The sequence below is a fragment of the Thioreductor micantisoli genome (genome assembly GCF_055392745.1).
In genome coordinates, this window is record NZ_AP043760.1 from 366,612 (window position 1) to 387,185 (window position 20,574).

The following is a 20,574-nucleotide window of genomic DNA, read 5'->3' on the forward strand; positions in this document are numbered from 1 at the left end:
TTTTGGTATAACTAAGCCTATAAAAAAAGGCAGTTAATGAAGAAATTATATACATTTGGAAAATATTTAAAACAAAAATTTCATACAACAGTTTATAAAGTTCCTATTTCAATTCCAGGATTTACTTGTCCAAATATTGATGGTACTTCTGCAAGAGGTGGTTGTGTGTTTTGTGAAAATGAGAGTTTTTCACCAAATCTTAAACAAAAAGAGAGATTTACACTAAATTTAGAGTCAAATGAAAATCCACTTTTAGAAAAACAGTTAGAGAGTTTAAAATTTCAATTTGAAAATACTGTTCCTTATTTAAAAAAACGCTTTTATGCAAAAAAATTTATAGTTTATTTTCAAAGTTGGACAAATACTTATGCACCATTTGAGACTTTAAAAGCCTTATATGAAACGGCACTTACTTTTGAAAATGTAGTTGGGCTTAGTATAGGTACAAGAACTGATTCAATTACAGATGAAACATTAGAATATTTAGCCGAGTTATCTAAAAAAACTGAAGTGTGGCTTGAATATGGAATTCAAACAAGTAATGATAAAACTCTAAAAAAAATAAATAGAGGGCATAATTTTGCAAACGTAGTTGATACAATTACAAAAACAAAAAAATTAGGACTAAATGTATGTGCTCATTTGATTTATGGACTTCCTGATGAAACTCGCACGGATTGGGAACAAACATTTAATGATACAATGAAGTTAAATATTGATAGTATTAAATTTCATCCAATGTATGTAACAAAAAATACACTTCTTGCAAAAGAGTATTTTGAAGGAAAATTTATACCAATTAATGAAAAAGATTATATTGATATTTTAGTATGGAGTATCAAAAACTTACCTGAAAATATATCAATTCAAAGAATGACAGCGGGAGTAGATACACTTTTAGCCCCCGAGTGGTGTAAATATAAAAACGAACAAATGAGTCATATTATAAAAGCTTTAAAAGTAAATGGAGTGAAGGTATGAAATTAGTTTTTTTAGATGTAAAAACACTTGGTGATGTAAAGTTATCTAAATTTAATGAATTCGGTGAAGTTGAAATTTATCAAACTACAAAAAAAGAAGAGACTTTAAATAGAGTAAAAGAGGCTGATATTGTTTTTACAAACAAAGTTGTGATTGATAAAGAAATAATGAATAAAAGTAATATAAAATTTATTCAAATAATGGCAACTGGTATGAATAATGTTGACTTAGAATATGCCGAGCAAAAAGGCATTATCGTTAAAAATGTAGCAGGATATTCTACTGATTATGTGGCACAACTTACTTTTGCTTTTGTATTGGAAATTATGAATAAAATTAAATATTTAAATGATTATGTGAGTAATGAATATATGAATTCTGATATTTTTACTCATATAATTAATTGGAATGAATTAAATGGTAAAAAATGGGGAATTATAGGACTTGGCGCAATTGGTAAAAAAGTAGCCGAGATTGCTACGGCTTTTGGATGTGAAGTTAGCTATTATTCTACAAGTGGAAAAAATAGTAATGCTAATTATAAAAAATTAGAATTAAGTGAACTTCTTAAAAATAGTGATATTATCTCTATTCATGCACCTTTAAACGAAAATACTCAAAATTTATTAAATAAAAATAATCTAAATTTAATAAAAAAAGAGGCAATTTTACTAAATCTTGGAAGAGGTGAAATTATTGATAAACAAGGATTTTTTGCTGGATTTGATGTTTTTATCAAAGAGCCAATAGATAAAGATAATCCACTTTTAAAATCAAAAAACATTTTACTTACTCCTCATATTGCATGGGCAAGTGTAGAATCAAGAGAAAAATTAGTTAAGTTGGCTTATGAAAATATCAAAAATTTAATAAAAGGTTAAACTTGAATATTTTAATAACAGGTGCAAGTAGCGGGATAGGAAAAGAGTTAGCAAAAAAATATGAGAATCAAGGTCATATAATTTTTGCAATAAGTAGAAGAAAAGCAGAGTTTGAAAATAGTTATGAATGTGATGTAGCTAATTTTGAAAAACTAAGAGAAATTGTAAAAGATATTACAAAAAATCATCAAATTGATATGGTAATTGCAAATGCTGGGATAAGTTATCCTCATTCTGCTTCTTTTATGCCTTTTGAAGAGTTTAAAAATACAGTTGATGTTAATTTTTTATCAATTCATGCACTTTTAGAAAATGTTGTACCACAAATGAAAAAAAATAAAAAAGGAAAAATAGTTTTAATTTCATCTTTGGCTGGATATGTAAGTAGTCCAACAAGTTTGGCTTATAGTGCAAGTAAAAGGGCAATTAATTCATATGCCGAGGGTCTTAGAAATCAATTAGCACCATATAATATAAAAGTGATAAATATAAAACCAGGATTTATCCAAAGTGAAATGACAGCAAAAAATAAATTCAAGATGCCTTTTTTATTGCCACTTGAGAGAGGAGTTGAAAGAATAGAATATGCTATTAGTAAAAATAAAAAAGAGTATGCTTTTCCTTTTGTTTTTGCTTCTATTGTGAAATTAGTTACTGTTTTGCCAACTAATTTAAAAGATTTTATATTAAATAAGTTAAATTCTTCCAAAATTTGATATTATAAAATATACTCTTTCAAGTAGTGGAGAAGTTGAAGTTATAAAAGAAAATATTTTATAACTTCAAGATAAATATTATTTATTTATAAAATATTTAACTTTAGCTTCTTTTGAGATATTGTCAAGTTCTTTATTTAATTTTGCTTCTTTAAGATAAGCTATAATTGATTGTCTTACTTTTGTAAATGGAGTATAAACATCTGTTTTTTTATCTTCAAGTAATATTACATGATAACCAAATCTTGTTTTTACAGGTTCTTTTGTAAAGTCACCTTTATGAAGTTTCATAGCTGCATCAGAAAATTCTTTTACCATACTTTTTGGGTCAAAATATCCAAGTTCTCCACCATCAATTTTACTAGGCCCTATTGAATATTGTTTTGCAAGAGTAGCAAATTCTTTTTCAATTTGGCTTTTTGGAGTTTTTTCTAATATAGAAATAATTTTTTGAGCAGTTTTTTCGTCTTTTACTACAATATGTCTTGCTTTAAGTTTAGGTGCTGTTTTAAAATAGAGATTTTTATTTTTTTCATAAAAAGCTTTTTCTTCTTTATCTGTTACTTTTAATTTTCTGAATTGTTTTGTCATCCATAAATCAACAGCAATTTTTTTGATTAATTCTTGATATTGTGGAGTTTTTATGATGTTTTTAGCTTTTGGATAAAAAGTTAATGTATCTACATATTTTTTCACAAAGTCATTTACATGTTGTGCTGGTAAGTCTTGAAGTCTAATTCTAAAATCTTTTGTCATACCTTGTATATAGTCATTTACTTCTTTTACAGTTACTTTTTTACCATAAACTTCTGCAACTACAGTAGTGTTAGTAAGTCCTTTCATAGGTGCCATATTGTGTGCTTTTGTCATAGGCATATTTCCATGCATTCCAGAAAATGCAAATGCTGATAAGGCTATAGCACTTGAAACTAAAATTTTTTTCATTTAAATCCTTTAATTTTTTTATTATTATACCATATATATGGATTTTTATCCGTGAAATTTAAGTGGTAAATCTTTTATCTTATAATCTTGTTTTTTTGATATTATTTTTCCATTTTTATCTATAATGATTGTATAATCACTTTCCATTCCTGTATAATTTTGAGAATTAATTGTTAGTATTATTTCATTATTTGTTATTTTTACATTTTTTACATCTTCATCTACTCCATAGTCAATATCCAATGTCCATTTAGTTTTGAAATTTTTATCTGTATAGACAATTAGTGCATTTTGAGTATTTTGTAAAATATTCCCTAAAATTAAATATCCATTATCAAATTTTCTAATAAAATTAACTTCTTCTGCAAGAGGTGAAGCAAATGAGTATTTTTTATCATTTTTATAAATATCTATATCAGTTGAAGTAGTTTTTCCATAAGAATTAATTGCTACAATAGGAGTTTTATCTATTATGAAATCTCTTGGAGTATTAAATTTTTCACCATAAAATTTTTTATTTAATAATTTACCAAATTTAGTAAAAGTTAATAAAATTGGTTTTTGATTATTTACAGAATATCCAAGTAAATATATTTTATTGTTTGCTATTTTTAATTTTGTAGGATTTATCATAATTGGCACTTTTTTACTCATAATAACTTTTAAGTTTTTATCAAGTTTATATATAATTGTTCCATTTTGGTTTGTAATGAAAAATAGATAATTATCGCCTATTTTATGTAATCTATTTGTATCAATATTATATTTATTTAATATTTTTAAATCATTATTGAACGATTTTATTTTGGGAGTTGTTTGCATACAACCACTTATAAGTGCTATTGCAGGAATTAGTAGTAATTTTTTCATATATAACCTTTTTTATAATTATATCAAAAAATTTAGGAATTATAAGATTATTTCCCCTTCAAAAGGGGAAAAGTAACAGAAGAAGAGATTTTATTCGTGAGTAACAACAGGCATTGGAACTTCGTTCGCTAATGCTTTTTTTGCACTTCCATATTTTTTAAGCATTCTAAGTTTATAATTATAAATATCTTGCATTTCTCTAATATCTTGCATTACTTCAAATACACCATGCCAATGAGAATAATCAGGACTTCCCATTGCAGCACCATGTCTCATTCTTCTACCTTCGTGATGCCACATATAGTAGTAAAGTTTGAAGAATGGATCAGACCATGCATCGGCATCAATTAAATGTTTAGCTTTTAGTTCTTTCATCATTTTTTCTGCAACAGCTCTATATTGATTATATAGAGTTACTTGTGCATCTACTCTTTGGAAGTAGTTGTTTGTAAATGTTGCTTCATGACAAGTAGCACATACTTGTTTCATTTGAGCTCTTGCTGCTTCTGGTCCTTGAATATTACCAGCTTTTGGGTTACCTCTTATTATTTTTCTATTTTTATACCAAGCCCAACCAGCAGTTTCAATACCCTTTGTTCTTTCGAATGATTTAGGTGCCCATAAGTTCCATTTAAGTCTTGCAGATACATTATGAGTTGAGTGCAGTCCATTAATTGAACTCATATGACATGTAAAACATGTTCCAGCTCTTACAGTTTTTCCTGGGATTTGTTTTCCTGTTGAGAAGTCATAATCTTCTTCATTTGTAGTAAATATATGTCCATGAACACTTGATTCAAATACTTCTTTATCTGGATGATCAGGCCCCAAGTGACAGTTCGTACATGCACCTGGTTGTCTAGCTTCTGCTGCACTAAATTTATGTCTTGAGTGACAAGAAGTACAATTAGAAACTCCACCATCTGGATATAACGCAGCCATACCATCACTTGGCCATGTAGCAGCGTCTGGTTTTCCATTCTTATCAAGTTTAACAACACCACCATGACATTGAATACAAGTATTAGCTACTGATAAATCAGCTATTCTAGGAGTGTTTTGGTTAGATTGTAAAGTTTTTCTAATTCCAGCATTCATATGTTTACCATCTGTTCCATTAATTCCTACTGTATTACCTCTTTGAGCTTCAAAATTGTAAGCAAGTTTACTCATTAAGTAACCATGTGTTCCACCATTTGATGCTAGCCATTGAGAACCAGCTCTTGCATGACCTGAGTTCATAAATTCAGTTACTTCTTTTGCATGACATTTTGCACAAGTTACACTTGATACTGCAACTGCAACTGACCAATTATTACCGCTTACTGGATGAGATTTAAGTGCAGTTGGATAATTTTTTGGAACAACATGACATTGTACACATCCAACTCCTGCTTTTGCATGTTTAGAATGTTGCCAATCTGCAACTATTCCAGCATCTCTTCCTTTGTGACACATTAAACAAGTATTTGATGTAATACCTTTTGGGTGAAAGTTTTTAAGTCTTTGATAGTTTGGATTATCATTTAAGCTTGCAGCCATTGAAGACGCCGTTAAAACTGCTAATCCTAAACCAGCTGTTATGATTTTTTTCATCTGTAACTCCTTCTTTTTAGTTTTATAAATAGAATTATAAAATAAAAGAGTGTTTTAAAAGTGCCAAAATATATTTTTTAAACAAAATTTGTTATAATTCTTTCAAAAAAAGGCTTAAAAATGAAAAAATTAATTTTATTTGCTTTAGTTATATCAGGATTATTTGCAGCAAATTGTACAATGTGTCATAATGGAGGTTATCAAGTTAAATTAGATAAATTTACACCAGCACAAATTACTAAAATGATGATGGATTTTAAAAGTGGTAAAAAAGCAGGAATGACAATGCCAGGTATGGCAAAGGCTATGAGTGATAAAGAAATCAAATCTGTAGCTAAAGAATTTGGAAAAAAATAAGTGAAAATACTTATTGTTGAAGATGATAAATTTATAGGGGAATCTATAAAAGATTATTTTGAAATTTCAGGTAATAAGGTAGATTATTTTTCTAATCCTAAAAAAGCTTTAGAAAATATTTACCCTTCTCATTATGACATATTTTTGTTTGATGTTAATATGGAAGGGATGAATGGATTTGAATTATATAAAGAGCTTAAAAGATATGCAGATGTGCCTGTAATTTTCATAACGGCTTATTCTGATGTAGAACATTTAGAAGATGCTTTTAATCTTGGAGCTGCTGATTATATTAAAAAACCTTTTGAGCTTAAAGAGCTTGAACTTCGTATGAAAAAGCTTCTTTTTAAAAAAACTAATTATATAGAAGTAAATGATGATTATAAATTTGATTTAAAAAAATTAAAACTTTTTTATAAAGATAAAGAAGTAGAGCTTACAAATAATGAAAAATATATTTTGGAATTACTTTTCCAAAATATGGGGCAAATTGTAGATACTGAAACTATAAAAGATTATATTTGGGAAGATAAAGCAGTTTGTGATAATACATTAAGAACTCAAGTAAAAAAACTTCGCTCAAAACTTGAAATAAACTTCATCAAAAATGTTAGAGGTAGTGGATATAAGATTGAAAAATAATTATAGATTAGAAATTACTTTTGCATTTGCTTTATTTGCTTTTTTCATAATTTTAATTATTATTAGTGTAGGGATGTTTTATTTCACAAAGTTTTCACAAAATGAATTTAAATCAAATGTATTATTATCAAGTAAAAATATAGAATATAATTTTTATCAAAAAGAATTATTATCTCGTAATGCCCTTGAAGCAGTTACAGATGGAACTATTTTAAAAAATTTTACTCCAAATAGTGAAATATTATCTATTATTTTCAAAACTTTACTAATTTCAAATGATGATTTTAAAAGTATAGTTTATAAAAACAGTAATTTTAATTTTTTTTGTAAAAAAGATAAAAAAATTTATTGTAATTATGGAAAATTTATAGATAAAGATAAACTTTCTTTGCTTACTAAAGTAACTACAGAGAATAATAATTCACTTATCATTCAAACATCTTTAAAAGGATTTTTAAATTCTTTACCAAATGATAAATTTAGAATTTTACTTATAAATAAAAATGGGAAAATTTTATATAGCAATTTTATAAAGTCAAAAACATTTTTTGATATGTTTTCTTCAGATATAGCCCAAAAAATGATAAAAGAAGATAAAAAATTTATAACAAATGATATTTATGTAGATAAAATCGGAAAATATAAACTTATTTTTATGCAAAATAAAAAGTTTTTAAATAAACAAAAACTTATAGCAAGAAATTTATCAATCACAATGCTTTTAGTTTCTTTGTTGTTGGCTGTTCCTTTTGGTTTCTTTTTTTCGAAACCATTGTATGAATTTTATAAATTATTAGATGAAAAAGTGAATGAAGAGATAGAAAAAAATAGAGAAAAAGAACAAATGTTAATGCATCAAAGCAAATTAGCATCTCTAGGAGAAATGCTTGGAAATATTGCACATCAATGGAGACATCCAATTACAAGAATTTCACTTTTAGTGCAAAATTTAAGTAGAGCTTATGAATTTAAAAAAGTAGATGATGAATATATGGAAAATTTTCAAAAAAAAGTGAATGAGCAGATAAATTATATGTCAAATACAATAGATGATTTTACAGGATTTTTTAAAAAAGATAAAAAAAAGCAAAAATTTTATGTAAGAGATGTGATAGAGGATGCTTTGAAACTTATAGAAGGAAGATTAAAAAATATAAAAATAGTAAAAAATTATAATAATCGTATAGAAATTTATGGATATAAAACAGAGTTTTCACAAGTGATTTTAAATATTTTAAATAACGCAATTGATGTTTTAAATGAGAGACATGTTTTAAATAAAGAGATGATAATTGCTTTAGATAAAAATTTAATTTCTATAGAGGATAATGGTGGTGGGATAGATGAAAAAATAAAAGATAAAATTTTTGAGCCATATTTTACAACAAAATTTCAGTCACAAGGAACAGGAATAGGGCTTTATATGAGTAAAATTATTATAACAAAACATTTTGAAGCAAAGCTTTTAGTTGAAAATTCTAAAATAGGAGCTATTTTTAAGATAATATTCCCAAAAAGCACTTAAAAGACACTCTTTTTATATAATATTTCATATATTTCAATTAAAGGATTTTATAATGAGTAAAAAAGTATGGGCATGGATTGGAGGTGCCGTTGTAGGATTGGGTATAGCTTATGCTACTGCAGTGATGGTAGATGTGACAGGACAGGATAAATTTTGTACAAGTTGTCATACAATGAAACCAATGGGGAAAAGTTTTGAAATTAGTGTTCATGGAGGAAATAATCCACATGGTTTTAAAGCAGAACATTGTACTGATTGCCATTTACCTCATGAAAGTTTAGCTGGGTATCTAGTTGCAAAAGGGATTTCAGGAACAAAAGATGTACTTGCAGAAGTTGGAATTATTAAAAAAGTTGATTTCAAAGAAAATATTCACGAAATGGAACATTATACTTATGATAGTGGATGTTTAAAATGTCATGCAAAAGTAGAAGATCCAAAAACTGCTTATGGAATGAGTGATGCAAGTAGATTTGCTCACAGCGAATATTGGAAAGAGAAAAAAGCTGGAAAAAATGTTAGTTGTGTAAGATGTCATAATGATATTAATACGCCAAACTTTGCTCATCCAGGACTTGTTGATGCTCTTAAAAAACAAAAAGAAGAAAAGTAACACTTTTTTCTTTTTCCCCTGAATATTGATACTTATCAATGTTTTTTAACTAATCTTGTGATATAATTTCTAAATTAAAATTAAAAGGAATTATATGTTTCAAAGACTTCTTAGTATGTTTTTTTCATTACAAACAACGGTTATTTTAGCTCTTATTTTTATGATAGCGCAAATTTATGCAACACTTGGTTTTGCAAGTGATAGCGATGCATGGCTTTATGTGTATGGTAGAGGCTGGTTTGAAGCTATTATGTGGCTTTTAGTTATTAATTTATCTGGAGTTATGTATAAATATAAAACTTATAAAAAACTTCCTATATTTTTCTTGCATATGTCATTAATTGTTATTTTATTAGGTGCAGGAATTACGAGATATTTTGGGAAAAGTGGGGTTTTGCACCTTAGAAATGGTGAAACAAGTAGTGTTGTTATGCTTCAAAATAAGGCAAATCCAGCTGATGTTGGTGTTCTTGATATGAAATTTAAAATAAAACTTGATAAGTTTGTTATGCATAAATATCCAGGAACCGAGCAGGCAAGTAGTTATGATAGTTTTGTAACTGTTATAGATGGAAATAAAAAGTTTAAATATCATATTTATATGAATCATATTTTAAAGTATAAAGGATTTAGAATTTATCAAATGGCTTATGACCCAGATGAGAAAGGAAGTATTTTTCTAGTGGGAAAAGACCCAGGAATGGATGTTACATATTTAGGTTATTTAATGCTAGCTTTAGGATTTTTATTTACTATTTTTTATAAAAAAAGTACATTTAGTAAAACAGCAAGAAAATTAAAAGAAAGTGGGCTTTTTGCTATTTTACTTTTGGTTGGTTTATCACAAGTAAATTTAAATGCTATGACAATTGATAAATATGCTGGGCAATCAAAAGCAGTATCAAGTGAATTTGCTAAAATTTTAGTTCAATATAATGGAAGAATTAAACCGCTTGATAGTCTAAATGTAGATTTTATTCATAAAATATCTAAAACAGCAAAATTAGATGGAATGAATTATAATCAAATAGTAGTTGGAATGATATCTCATCCTGAAATATTTGAAAAATTTCCTATGATTTATGTTGGAATGCCAAGTGTTAGAAAAGAGCTTGGAGCAAAAGGAAAATATGCAACTTATAATCAATTTTTCAATGATATGGGGCAAATTAAATATATGAAACAAATTAATTTGGCTATGCAAACTCCAGATAGCGAGAGAACTCAAATACAAAGAGAGTGGCTAAAACTTAATGAAAGAATTTATGTGGCTTTCATGATTTATTCAGGGAAAGCTTTTGCATTGTTTCCTACAGCAAATTCAAAACAAAATAACAATAAATGGTATAACATATCTGAACTTCAAAAATTGGATCCAATAACAGCTAGATACTATTTTAATGTGTTTAAAAACTTAGCAAAAGGACTCGCTGTATTTGATTTGAATAAAGTAACACAAGCTCAAGAAAAAATATATAAGATTCAAAAAATGTACACTCCAGATATTCTTCCTTCAAAAGGTAGAGTAAAAATGGAAATAAAATATAATCATCTTCAAATATTTCCATCACTTATTGGTATTTATTCAATTTTAGGTTTAATTGCTATTTTAATTGGATTCTTTGAAGTATTCAAAAAACAAAAACTTAAAAAAACTGAAATTACACTTATAACTCTTGGTTGGTTAGCACTTTTTGTTCATACATCAAATATGCTTCTTAGATGGTATATTTCAGGGCATGCACCTTGGAGTGATGCTTATGAATCAATTATATTTATTGCATGGGGTTCAGCATTTGCCTCTTTAATGTTTTTCAAAAGAAGTATGTTGGCACTTGGTGCAGGACTATTTATGGCAGGTATGTTTATGATGGTTGCACATTTAAACAATATTGACCCACAAATCACAAATATGGTACCGGTTTTAAAATCATATTGGTTATTAATTCATGTTGCTGTTATTACATCAAGTTATGGATTTTTAGCAGTTGGTGGAATGCTTGGGTTTTTAAATTTAATTTTATTTGCATTTAAAAATAAATTTAATTTAGATTTCCAAATAAAAGAGATAAATAATATTATCTATTTATCACTTTACATTGGTCTTGCTATGTTAGCAGTTGGAACATTTTTAGGTGGTGTTTGGGCAAATGAGTCATGGGGTAGATATTGGTCTTGGGATCCAAAAGAAACTTGGTCAATGATTAGTATTATTGCTTATGCAATTGTTATTCATACGAAATTTATTCCTAAAATGAGAGGACAATTTATATTTTCACTTTTAGCATTTTTAAGTTTCTTTTTTATATTAATGACTTATTTTGGAGTAAACTTTTATATAGCTCAAGGTCTTCATGCTTACGGAAGAGGTCAAGGTGATGCAGCTTGGTTTGTAGTTTTAAAAGATGGAATAGGAGCTTGGTCTGCAGTTGTAGTAGCAACACTTATTATGTCAATGACACATAAAAAGGAATAATTTATGTATAGAATAATTAGTTTTAATTATAAGAATAGTGATGTAGAGACGAGAGGAAAGTTGTCAATTTTAGTTAATTATTATAATGAATTTAAAAAATATGGAGAAGTTATAATAGTTGTAACTTGCAATAGGATAGAATTAGCCATTTTTAGTAATGTAAAAAATCCATTTCTTGCAAAAATTGAACACTTAACAGGAATAGATGCAAATAGAGCTTTTATTTATGAGGGAATAGATGCAATAAGACATATTTTCAAAGTCTTATCTTCTATTGATTCCATGGTTGTAGGTGAAACACAAATTACGGGTCAATATAAAGAAGCTTTTATGAAGGCATATGAAGAGGGTGCTGTGAAAAAAAACTTATCTCGTGTTATGCATCATGGCTTTAAATCTGCTAAAAGAATTAGAAATGAAACAAATCTTTCTAGTAATCCAGTTTCCGTAGCAAGCATAGCAGTTAAAAAAGCCAAAGAAGTATTGGGTGATTTAGGTGGATATAGCGCAGTTGTAGTGGGTGCAGGTGATACAAGTAGGATTATTTGTAAACATTTAGAAAAAGCTGGAGTTAATATTATTTTGGTTAATAGAACTTACGAAAATGCAGCATCTCTAAAAGAAGAGATAGAAAATGTAAATGTAGATGTTCATTCTATTGATAAACTACCTAAATTTATTAATAATTATAGACTTCTTTTTACTGCTACTTCAAGTAAAGAGCCTATTATTATAAATAATATGATTGAAAATAAAGAATTTCAAAGACATTGGTTTGATTTAGCTATTCCAAGTGATATTTGTAATATTAAAAATGAAAATATCGATATTTTTAGAGTTGATGATTTAAAAGATATTAGTGATGAGAACATCAAACAAAGAGAAAAAGAACTTCAAAAAGCTAATAAAATAATAGAAGAAGAGATTAAAAGCTATTTAAAATTTCTTAGAGAAAGTGAAGTGACTCCTATTATTAAAATGTTCAGAACAAAAGCTGAATTAATTAGCAAGGATGTTATAAATAATGCAATTAAAAAACATTTTATAAAAAAAGATGATGAAAAAGAGGTTGAGAAAATATTACATACTGCTTTTAAAAGATTTTTACATAATCCGACAATAACTCTAAAAGAGAATGCAGATGAACCTCAAATTGATGTTTTACTAACAAGCATTAAAAAACTTTTTAAAGTAGATGAAAATTTACTTGATTCTAATAAGTGTGATTATAATTTTATAGTAAAAAAGGATAATAAATGATTTTTATAGATGCGTGTTTAGGAAAAGAGACTCCAAGAACTCCTGTATGGATGATGAGACAAGCAGGAAGATGTATCCCTGAATATAGAGCTCTTAGAAAAGAGGTTGGAAGTTTTATAAGTATGACTAAAAACCCTGATGTTGTTTGTAAAGCGACTATCCTGCCAGTTGATAAATTTGGAGTTGACGCGGCAATTTTATTTAGTGATATTTTGAACTTACCAATGGAAATGGGACTTCCTTTGAGATTTGAAGCAGGAGTTGGACCTATTTTTGATGAAACTATTTCTACTGCTAGTGATGTTGAAAAACTAGGTAATGGAAGTGAAAAGCTTACATATGTTTATGAAAGTGTGAAAAAAATTAGAGAAGAATTAGCTGATGATAAAGCTTTAATTGGTTTTGCTGGAAGTCCTTGGACGATTGCTACTTATATGGTTGAAGGAAGAGGAAGTAAGCAATATCCAAAAATAAAAAAAATGGTATATTCTGATAATGAAACTCTTCACGCACTTCTAAAAGTGAATACAGCTCAGACTATTAAATATTTAAAAAATCAAATAAAAGCTGGTGCAAATGCTGTTATGGTTTTTGATAGTTGGGGTGGAGCGCTCGAAAAAGAGAAGTTTTTTGAATTTAGCTGGAATTATATGCTGGAAATATCTGATTCAATTAAAAAAGAGTATCCAAATATTCCTATAATTCTATTTAGTAAAGGGACTGGACTTTATCTTGAAGATATGGTTGAAGGAAATTTTGATGTAATTGGGGTTGATTGGAATACACCTATTGAGTATGCAAACAATATCATAAATAATAAAAAAGTAATTCAAGGAAATATGGAACCGTGTCGTCTTTATAGCAAAGAAGCTACAAAAGAGGGTGTCCAAAATATTGCAAAAGTAATGAAAAATAGAAAACATATTTTTAATTTAGGACACGGAATTTTACCTGATACTCCTTGGGAGAATGTAAAATATTTTGTAGATTTGGTAAAAGAAATTACAAATAAAAGGAGCTGACTAAATAAACAAAACAACTGTAAATTTGAACGAAAAAAAGCGTCAAAAAAAGTGTGCTTCAAACCCGAAGGGCGCTTGCGTTGACACTTTTTAGCTTTTTGTAGTGTTGAAAAATTTGTATTATTGTTGAGTGTTTTAAGTTAGTCCTTAAATTTAATAAAAGGAAAATTATGGATTTTAGAAGATTAAGATTAAAAAGAAATATGAGAGATTTAGTTCGAGAAACACATATTACAACTGATGATTTAATTATGCCTATGTTTATAAAAGAGGGTATGAAAGGGAAAAATGAAGTTTCTTCAATGCCAGGAATTTTTCAATTTGGAGAAGAGAGTTGTCTTGATGAGGTAGCAGAGTTAATCGAATTAGGAATCAAAGCTGTTTTACTTTTCGGTATTCCAAAACTCAAAGATAGTTGTGGAAGTGACGCACTTAATGAAAATGGATTAATTGCAAGAAGTGTAAGAAAAATTAAAGAAAGATTTGGAGATAAAATTTTAGTTATTACAGATTTATGTTTTTGTGAATATACAGACCATGGACATTGTGGAATTATAGATCCAAAACTAAAAACTGTTGATAATGATGCAACTCTTGAAATAAGTGCAAAACAAGCTCTTATTCACGCCAAAGCAGGTGCAGATGTTATAGCTCCAAGTGGAATGATGGATAATATTATTACAACTTTAAGAAATGCACTTGATAATAATGGATTTAAACATATCCCGATTATGGCTTATTCTACAAAATTTGCAAGTAGTTTTTATGGTCCATTTAGAGACGCGGCAGAATCAGCGCCAAGCGAAAATGAATACATTCCTAAAAATAGAAAAACATATCAAATGGATTATGCAAATAGATATGAAGCTATAAGAGAAAGTATTGATGATATGAATGAGGGTGCAGATATGTTAATGGTAAAACCAGCTTTAAGTTTTATGGATATTATTCGAGAAGTAAAAGATGCTACAAAATTACCTCTTTGTGTTTATAATGTAAGTGGTGAATACTCAATGGTTCGAGCTGCTGCACAAAATGGTTGGGTAGATTATAATGATATGATGGTTGAAATTTTAGTTTCATTCAAAAGAGCAGGGGCTGATATGATAATTTCATATCACTCAAAAGATTTTGCAAAATTGGTAAAAGGAATAAAATGAAAAAAATAGTTATAGCTACAAGGGGAAGTAAATTAGCATTATGGCAAAGTGAACATATAAAAGAAGAACTTTTGAAAATTAATCCAAATTTAGATATTCACTTAAAAATTGTAATCACAAAAGGTGATAAAATCTTAGATAAACCTTTGGCTGATATTGGTGGAAAGGGGCTTTTTATAAAAGAAGTTGAAGATGAACTATTAAATGGAAATGCCCAAATTGCAGTCCATTCACTTAAAGATTTTGCTGTTGAATTTGATGAAAAACATTTTTGTCTTGCAGCAATTACAAAAAGAGAAGATGTTCGAGATACTTTGCTTAGTCAAAAATATGAAACATTGTCAGATTTACCAGATGGAACAGTAGTAGGTACAAGTTCTGTAAGACGAGCTATGCAACTTAAAGCTTTTAATCCAAATTTAGTAATAAAAGATTTAAGAGGAAATGTTGATACAAGAATTAGAAAATTAAAAGAAAATCAATATGATGTTATTATTTTAGCAAGAGCAGGTCTTAAAAGACTTGATTTATTAAATAGTGTAAAATATGCAACTGCAATTGATACAGACATTATGATTCCAGCTATGGCACAAGGTGCATTAGGGATTGAAACTAATAAAGATCCTGAAATTATTGAGTTAGTTTCTAAACTTGATGATAAAGCTACAAGAATTTGTACTACAATTGAAAGAGATTTTGTAAGAGATTTGGGACTTGGTTGTCATGCACCAGTTGGAATTAAAGCAAAAATACAAGAAGATGGAACTATTCGAGTAAAAGCAATTCTTGAAAAAGCTAATGGTGAATTAGTTAAAAAAGAGATAGTAAGTGATGAATTTGATGGATTAGGGATTAAGTTTGCACAAGAATTTAAGGATTAAGAAATGATAGATTTTGAAAAATTTGCTAAATATTCTAGACCAGCTCCAAGATACACATCATATCCAACAGCTGTTGAGTTCAAAGATTTAACTCCTGAAGAAATCATCCCTTTTTATCAAAATAGTGATAAGCCTTTAAGTCTTTATTTTCATATACCGTTTTGTAAAAGTGCTTGTTATTTTTGTGGTTGTAGCGTAACTTATACAAGTAAAGAAGATAAAAAAGTAAAATATTTAAAATATTTAAGAAAAGAACTTGAAATACTGAAAAAATATCTTGATACAAATAGAAAAGTAATTCAACTTCATTTTGGTGGGGGAACTCCTACATTTTTGAGTGCAGAACAGTTAAAAGAAGTGCTTGATATGATAAAAGAGTATTTTCCTAATTTTGCTGAGGATGCAGAAAATTCTATAGAAATTGATCCAAGATTTTTGAGTGAAGAACAATTAAAAGTTTTAGTTGATGGTGGAATAAATAGAATTAGTTTTGGAGTACAAGATTTCAATGAAGCTACTCAAAAAGCGGTAAATAGAATTCAAAGTTACGAGCTTACAAAAAATGTAGTTGATATGGCAAGAAAGTATGGAATTAACTCTATAAATATAGATTTGATTTATGGACTTCCATTTCAAACTTTAGAAACTTTCAAAAAAACACTTGATACAGTTCTAACTCTAAATCCTGATAGATTAGCTGTGTTTAATTATGCTCATGTTCCATGGATGAAAAAATCAATGAGAAAAATCGATGAAACAACTCTGCCTCATCCAAGTGAAAAACTGAAAATTTTAAAATATACAATAGATTTCTTTGAAAACAATGGTTATAAAATGGTGGGAATGGATCATTTTGCTAAGCCTTCGGATGAGCTTTTCAAAGCACTTCAAAGAGGTGAACTTCATAGAAATTTCCAAGGATACACTACAAAAGGTGGAGCTGATTTGATCGGAATAGGACTTACAAGTATTGGTGAAACTGAAGATGCTTATATTCAAAACTATAAAGACCTTAAAAACTATGAAAAAGCAATAGACGCGGGGCATCTTGCTACTTTTAGAGGAATTATTTTAAATGAAGAAGATAAAATAAGAAAAAGAATTATAATGGAAATGATGGCAAACTTTTCTTTTGATATTAAAAGATTTGAAAAAGATACTAATATCAACTTTTTTGAAAAATTTAAAAATGAAGTAGAAGAATTACAAGAATTTGTAGATGCAGATCTTGTTACTATTACTCCCGAGAAAATTGAAGTAAATAAAACAGGAGCTATGCTTATTCGAAATATAGTTTTACCCTTTGATGAATATTTCAAAAAAATGCAAAATCAAAAAGCGTTTAGTAAAACAGTTTAAGAAATTCAAAAGAATTTCTTAATTTTTTAATGGCAATAAAGTTTTTTAATAATTTGAGTATTTCTAAAATATCCTGGATATTGTAAAGTAATACTAAAAGGCTCGGAATAGTTATGTTTTAAAGATGGTTTGAAAGTAAAATATTTTGTTTTATTTATTACTTGTGGTTTGGGTTGTTTTTTATCTTTTCCACCAAAAATATTAAATCCACCACTTTTAAAGAAAGTTCCTTTCGAATATTTATTTCTGTCATTATTTATGAGTTTTACTTCAAGCTTGCAATAATTTAATGGAAATTTTCCATTATTTACGATAAATCCATTTATGAACATTGTTTCATTAAAAAGAATATGTCTTTCGTTAACTTTTGATAAATATGCGTGTTTTGTATATTTTTCTAGTATTACTATAGTTAAAACTCCACCAAATGTAGAAACTAAAAAAGAAGCAAAAATACCACTTAATACGATACTTGATTTTTTTGCTTGAGATGATAGAAGACTAAGAGCAATAAAAAGTATTATAAAAAATCCTACTGCTAACCAGTCTAATATTGAAAAATACATTAAATGCATTATTTTTTCCTACTATTTTTTTCTTCTATACCACTTACACCCTCTCTTCTTTTTAGCTCATTAAGAATGGCTTCAGGATGTATGTTTTTATAAGCTAAGGCAACCATTGAATGAAATAATAAATCAGCTGCTTCATATATTATTTCATTTTTATCATCATCTTTTACAGCAAAACATAATTCACCAGCTTCTTCTACTACTTTTTTAAGAATAGTGTTTTCACCTTTATGATATAGACTTGCTACATAGCTACTTTTATAATCTGCGGATTTTCGCTCAAGTAAAGTATGATAAAGAGTATCCATAAAGTTATATTTAGGCTCCTCTTCCACTTCACTTACTATTTCACCTTTTTCTAAGTTTGTAAAAAAGCAAGATTTTCTACCTGTATGACAAGCAACACCAATTTGTTTTACTTTGATTAAAAAAGTATCATTATCACAGTCAATTAATAATTCTTTAACTTCTTGTGTATGACCGCTTGTTTCTCCTTTTTTCCAAATTCTTTGTTTGCTTCTTGAGAAATAGTGAACAAATCCAGTTTTTTGAGTCAATTCAAGTGCTTCTTTGTTCATATATCCAAGCATCAAAACTTCATTTGTTTCGATGTCTTGAATAACAGCGGGAATCAAGCCACCGCTTTTTTCCCATTCGATTTTTATTTTATTCATTTTGAAACACTTGCTTTTTGTTTATCTTTTGCATTTATCCATAAGTTTGGAACTACTCCACCAGGTGTTAAGAAAATTTGAGCATTTTTATTAACTTTAAGAGCTTCATTGAATTTACCTTGAACTTCAATTTGTTTAAGTTGAAGTAATTTAGGTGTTAAACTTTCTGAAATTAATTTATTTGCTTTTGCTTGAGCATTTGCTTGAATAGTTATTGCTTGAGCTGTCCCTTGTGCTTGAATCTTTTTAGCTTCTGCCATACCTTGTGCAAGTGCTGCTCTTTTTTGAGCTTCTTGTTTAGCTTTTAGCACTTCATATTGAACTCTTTGTGCTTGTTGTTTTGCTACTTGAACAGATAAAATTTGGTCTTTTATTTTATTTGGTAAAATAATTTGTCTAAGTTGCACTGATTCTAAAATAACAGGATTAGATTGTAATTTGTCAAGTTTTTCTTGCATTTTTGAATTAATTAGAGTTGCTATTTGATTTCTTTTTATTGGCAAATCTTCAGCAGGAAATCTTCCTACGATGTTTCTTACAACATCTCTAACAAGTGGATTTATGATTTTATCTTCCCAGTTAAATCCATATGTAGCTATTGTTTGGGCTGCTGTTTTTGGGTTAAGTCTATAACCAAATGTAAGCTCAATCGTTACAGGAAGTCCTCTACTATCTAATACATTAATTGAAGGATAAAGTTTTATCCCCCCTCTTGTATCGTTCATACTTCCAGCTTCTGCTATTCTTTTGTAGTTTATAATATGAATTTTGGTATCAACTACATAAACTTTTTGAAATATTGGAATATAAAAGTGCATTCCAGCATTAAGAGGTTCGGGGTCAAATTTACCAGTGGTTGAAAGAATACCAACTTCACCTTGATTTATAACTACAAAAGGTTTTGCAAATATAGCTAAAACTATTAAAATAGCTATTATCCATACTATTGGTTTATTTAGAAAGTTTGGTAATTCAGGAGGAGTGAAACCACCACCTGTATTGTTTGAATTGTTATCATTATCGTTGTTTTTTTTAAAATAGTCGTTGTAATTTGTTGCCATGTTTTTCCTTAAATATAAGATAAATATTTAGTATATTTTTCATTTCTTCCATATACTACATCAAAATATGCAGATTGGATTTTTTCTGTGATAGGACCTCTTGCACCATTTCCTATAATTCTTGCATCAACTTCATTTACTGGAGTTATTTCCGCCGCTGTTCCTGTAAAGAAAGCTTCATCTGAGATGTAAACTTCATCTCTTGATATTCTTCTTCTCTCAACTTCTAATCCTAAATCTTTTGCAAGTTCTATAACAGTTGCTTGTGTGATTGATTCAAGTGAATTATCATTTGGAGGAGTGATTAATTTACCATTTCTTACGATGAAGAAACATTCCCCACTTCCTTCTGCTACAAATCCTTCACTATCAAGAAGTAGAGCTTCTTCATATCCCGCTTCCATAGCTTCAAATTTTGCCATTTGAGAATTTAAATAGTTTGCAGCTGCTTTTGCTTTTCCGAAATTAGCAGTTACAGGATTTCTTGTAAGAGAAGAAATTTTTACTCTAATTCCTTTTTCTAGCCCTTCATCTCCAAGATAAGCTCCCCATTCCCAAGCTGCAATTGCAGTATCTACAGGTGCGCCTATATGATAAAGTCCCATTTTTCCATATCCAAGATAGATTAAAGGTCTTAAATAAACATTTCCTTTGAAATCATTTTTTCTAAGAAGTTCAAGTTGAGCAACTTCCAATTCTTTTTGTGAATATTTCACATCAAGTTTTACTATTTTTGCAGAGTTTAGTAATCTTTTTGTATGGTCTGCTAATCTAAAAATTGCTAAACCTTTGTCTGTTTGATATGCTCTTGTTCCTTCAAAAACTCCATTTCCATAATGTAAAGTATGAGTTAAAACGTGAACTTTTGCATCAGCCCAATTTACAAATTTTCCATTCATCCAGATATATTTTGCTTCGTTCATATACTTTTCCTTAAATTTTTTACTTATTTTATCAAAAAAATAGTGAATTTGATTATAATT

At 28.2% G+C, this 20,574-nt stretch carries 20 protein-coding genes; 13 read left to right on the forward strand and 7 right to left on the reverse strand.

The genetic code is table 11. The features are described 5' to 3' along the window. Positions 1–36 precede the first annotated feature (36 nt). Genes mnmL through ACZ5OA_RS02040 form a run of 3 tightly spaced genes read left to right on the forward strand, consistent with a single transcriptional unit; the run spans position 37 to position 2,578 of the window. Entirely contained in the window at positions 37–981 is a 945-nt protein-coding gene (mnmL, locus tag ACZ5OA_RS02030) for a tRNA modification radical SAM protein MnmL/YtqA (protein ID WP_464907860.1), read from the forward strand. Further along, complete coding sequence (locus tag ACZ5OA_RS02035; RefSeq protein ID WP_464907861.1) at positions 978–1,862, forward strand: D-2-hydroxyacid dehydrogenase; 885 nt, start codon at positions 978–980, stop codon at positions 1,860–1,862. The genes mnmL and ACZ5OA_RS02035 overlap by 4 nt, the downstream gene beginning before the upstream one ends. Before the next feature lie 2 nt (positions 1,863–1,864). Next, positions 1,865–2,578, forward strand: a complete 714-nt coding sequence (locus ACZ5OA_RS02040; RefSeq protein WP_464907862.1) for an SDR family NAD(P)-dependent oxidoreductase — start codon at positions 1,865–1,867, stop codon at positions 2,576–2,578. Between the two features lie 78 nt (positions 2,579–2,656). Here the strand turns inward: ACZ5OA_RS02040 and ACZ5OA_RS02045 are convergent, their stop codons facing one another. From ACZ5OA_RS02045 to ACZ5OA_RS02055, 3 genes are all read right to left on the reverse strand, one after another. Then, complete coding sequence (locus ACZ5OA_RS02045) at positions 2,657–3,523, reverse strand: peptidylprolyl isomerase (protein ID WP_464907863.1); 867 nt, start codon at positions 3,521–3,523, stop codon at positions 2,657–2,659. A 45-nt stretch (positions 3,524–3,568) separates the two neighbouring features. Next, positions 3,569–4,393, reverse strand: a complete 825-nt coding sequence (locus ACZ5OA_RS02050; RefSeq protein WP_464907864.1) for a hypothetical protein — start codon at positions 4,391–4,393, stop codon at positions 3,569–3,571. Between the two features lie 90 nt (positions 4,394–4,483). Beyond that, positions 4,484–5,989: a multiheme c-type cytochrome gene (locus tag ACZ5OA_RS02055; RefSeq protein ID WP_464907865.1), complete on the reverse strand. Its 1,506-nt coding sequence runs from the start codon at positions 5,987–5,989 to the stop codon at positions 4,484–4,486. A 120-nt stretch (positions 5,990–6,109) separates the two neighbouring features. Here ACZ5OA_RS02055 and ACZ5OA_RS02060 point away from each other — a divergent pair, with 120 nt between their 5' ends. The 10 genes from ACZ5OA_RS02060 to hemN all read left to right on the forward strand — a co-directional run bounded on the left by ACZ5OA_RS02060 (position 6,110) and on the right by hemN (position 17,284). Beyond that, positions 6,110–6,346, forward strand: a complete 237-nt coding sequence (locus ACZ5OA_RS02060; protein ID WP_464907866.1) for a c-type cytochrome — start codon at positions 6,110–6,112, stop codon at positions 6,344–6,346. Continuing rightward, positions 6,347–6,988: a response regulator transcription factor gene (locus ACZ5OA_RS02065; protein WP_464907867.1), complete on the forward strand. Its 642-nt coding sequence runs from the start codon at positions 6,347–6,349 to the stop codon at positions 6,986–6,988. Beyond that, positions 6,978–8,513, forward strand: coding sequence for a sensor histidine kinase (locus tag ACZ5OA_RS02070; RefSeq protein ID WP_464907868.1), 1,536 nt, complete (start codon positions 6,978–6,980; stop codon positions 8,511–8,513). Before ACZ5OA_RS02065 ends, ACZ5OA_RS02070 begins: the two co-directional genes overlap by 11 nt. Before the next feature lie 52 nt (positions 8,514–8,565). Further along, complete coding sequence (locus ACZ5OA_RS02075) at positions 8,566–9,126, forward strand: cytochrome c3 family protein (RefSeq protein ID WP_464907869.1); 561 nt, start codon at positions 8,566–8,568, stop codon at positions 9,124–9,126. 94 nt (positions 9,127–9,220) lie between these two features. Continuing rightward, complete coding sequence (locus ACZ5OA_RS02080) at positions 9,221–11,602, forward strand: cytochrome c biogenesis protein (protein ID WP_464907870.1); 2,382 nt, start codon at positions 9,221–9,223, stop codon at positions 11,600–11,602. 3 nt (positions 11,603–11,605) lie between these two features. Next, a complete protein-coding gene (gene hemA / locus ACZ5OA_RS02085; protein ID WP_464907871.1) occupies positions 11,606–12,862 on the forward strand; it encodes a glutamyl-tRNA reductase in 1,257 nt (418 codons plus the stop codon). Beyond that, entirely contained in the window at positions 12,859–13,884 is a 1,026-nt protein-coding gene (hemE, locus tag ACZ5OA_RS02090; RefSeq protein WP_464907872.1) for a uroporphyrinogen decarboxylase, read from the forward strand. Before hemA ends, hemE begins: the two co-directional genes overlap by 4 nt. A 170-nt stretch (positions 13,885–14,054) precedes the next feature. Further along, positions 14,055–15,044 carry a porphobilinogen synthase gene (hemB, locus tag ACZ5OA_RS02095; protein WP_464907873.1) on the forward strand — a complete coding sequence of 330 codons (990 nt, stop codon included), beginning with the start codon at positions 14,055–14,057 and terminating at the stop codon, positions 15,042–15,044. Next, positions 15,041–15,925 (forward strand): hydroxymethylbilane synthase, encoded by an 885-nt coding sequence (gene hemC / locus ACZ5OA_RS02100; RefSeq protein ID WP_464907874.1) that lies wholly within the window; start codon positions 15,041–15,043, stop codon positions 15,923–15,925. Before hemB ends, hemC begins: the two co-directional genes overlap by 4 nt. A gap of 3 nt (positions 15,926–15,928) precedes the next feature. After that, complete coding sequence (hemN, locus tag ACZ5OA_RS02105; RefSeq protein ID WP_464907875.1) at positions 15,929–17,284, forward strand: oxygen-independent coproporphyrinogen III oxidase; 1,356 nt, start codon at positions 15,929–15,931, stop codon at positions 17,282–17,284. A gap of 26 nt (positions 17,285–17,310) precedes the next feature. Here the strand turns inward: hemN and ACZ5OA_RS02110 are convergent, their stop codons facing one another. From ACZ5OA_RS02110 to ACZ5OA_RS02125, 4 genes are read right to left on the reverse strand one after another with little or no spacing between them, the layout of a single operon-like run. Further along, positions 17,311–17,859: a DUF2393 family protein gene (locus ACZ5OA_RS02110; protein WP_464907876.1), complete on the reverse strand. Its 549-nt coding sequence runs from the start codon at positions 17,857–17,859 to the stop codon at positions 17,311–17,313. Further along, entirely contained in the window at positions 17,859–18,530 is a 672-nt protein-coding gene (hisIE, locus tag ACZ5OA_RS02115) for a bifunctional phosphoribosyl-AMP cyclohydrolase/phosphoribosyl-ATP diphosphatase HisIE (protein ID WP_464907877.1), read from the reverse strand. The genes ACZ5OA_RS02110 and hisIE overlap by 1 nt, the downstream gene beginning before the upstream one ends. Continuing rightward, complete coding sequence (locus ACZ5OA_RS02120; protein WP_464907878.1) at positions 18,527–19,591, reverse strand: prohibitin family protein; 1,065 nt, start codon at positions 19,589–19,591, stop codon at positions 18,527–18,529. Before ACZ5OA_RS02120 ends, hisIE begins: the two co-directional genes overlap by 4 nt. 8 nt (positions 19,592–19,599) lie before the next feature. After that, positions 19,600–20,514, reverse strand: coding sequence for a branched-chain amino acid transaminase (locus tag ACZ5OA_RS02125; protein WP_464907879.1), 915 nt, complete (start codon positions 20,512–20,514; stop codon positions 19,600–19,602). Positions 20,515–20,574: the final 60 nt, after the last annotated feature.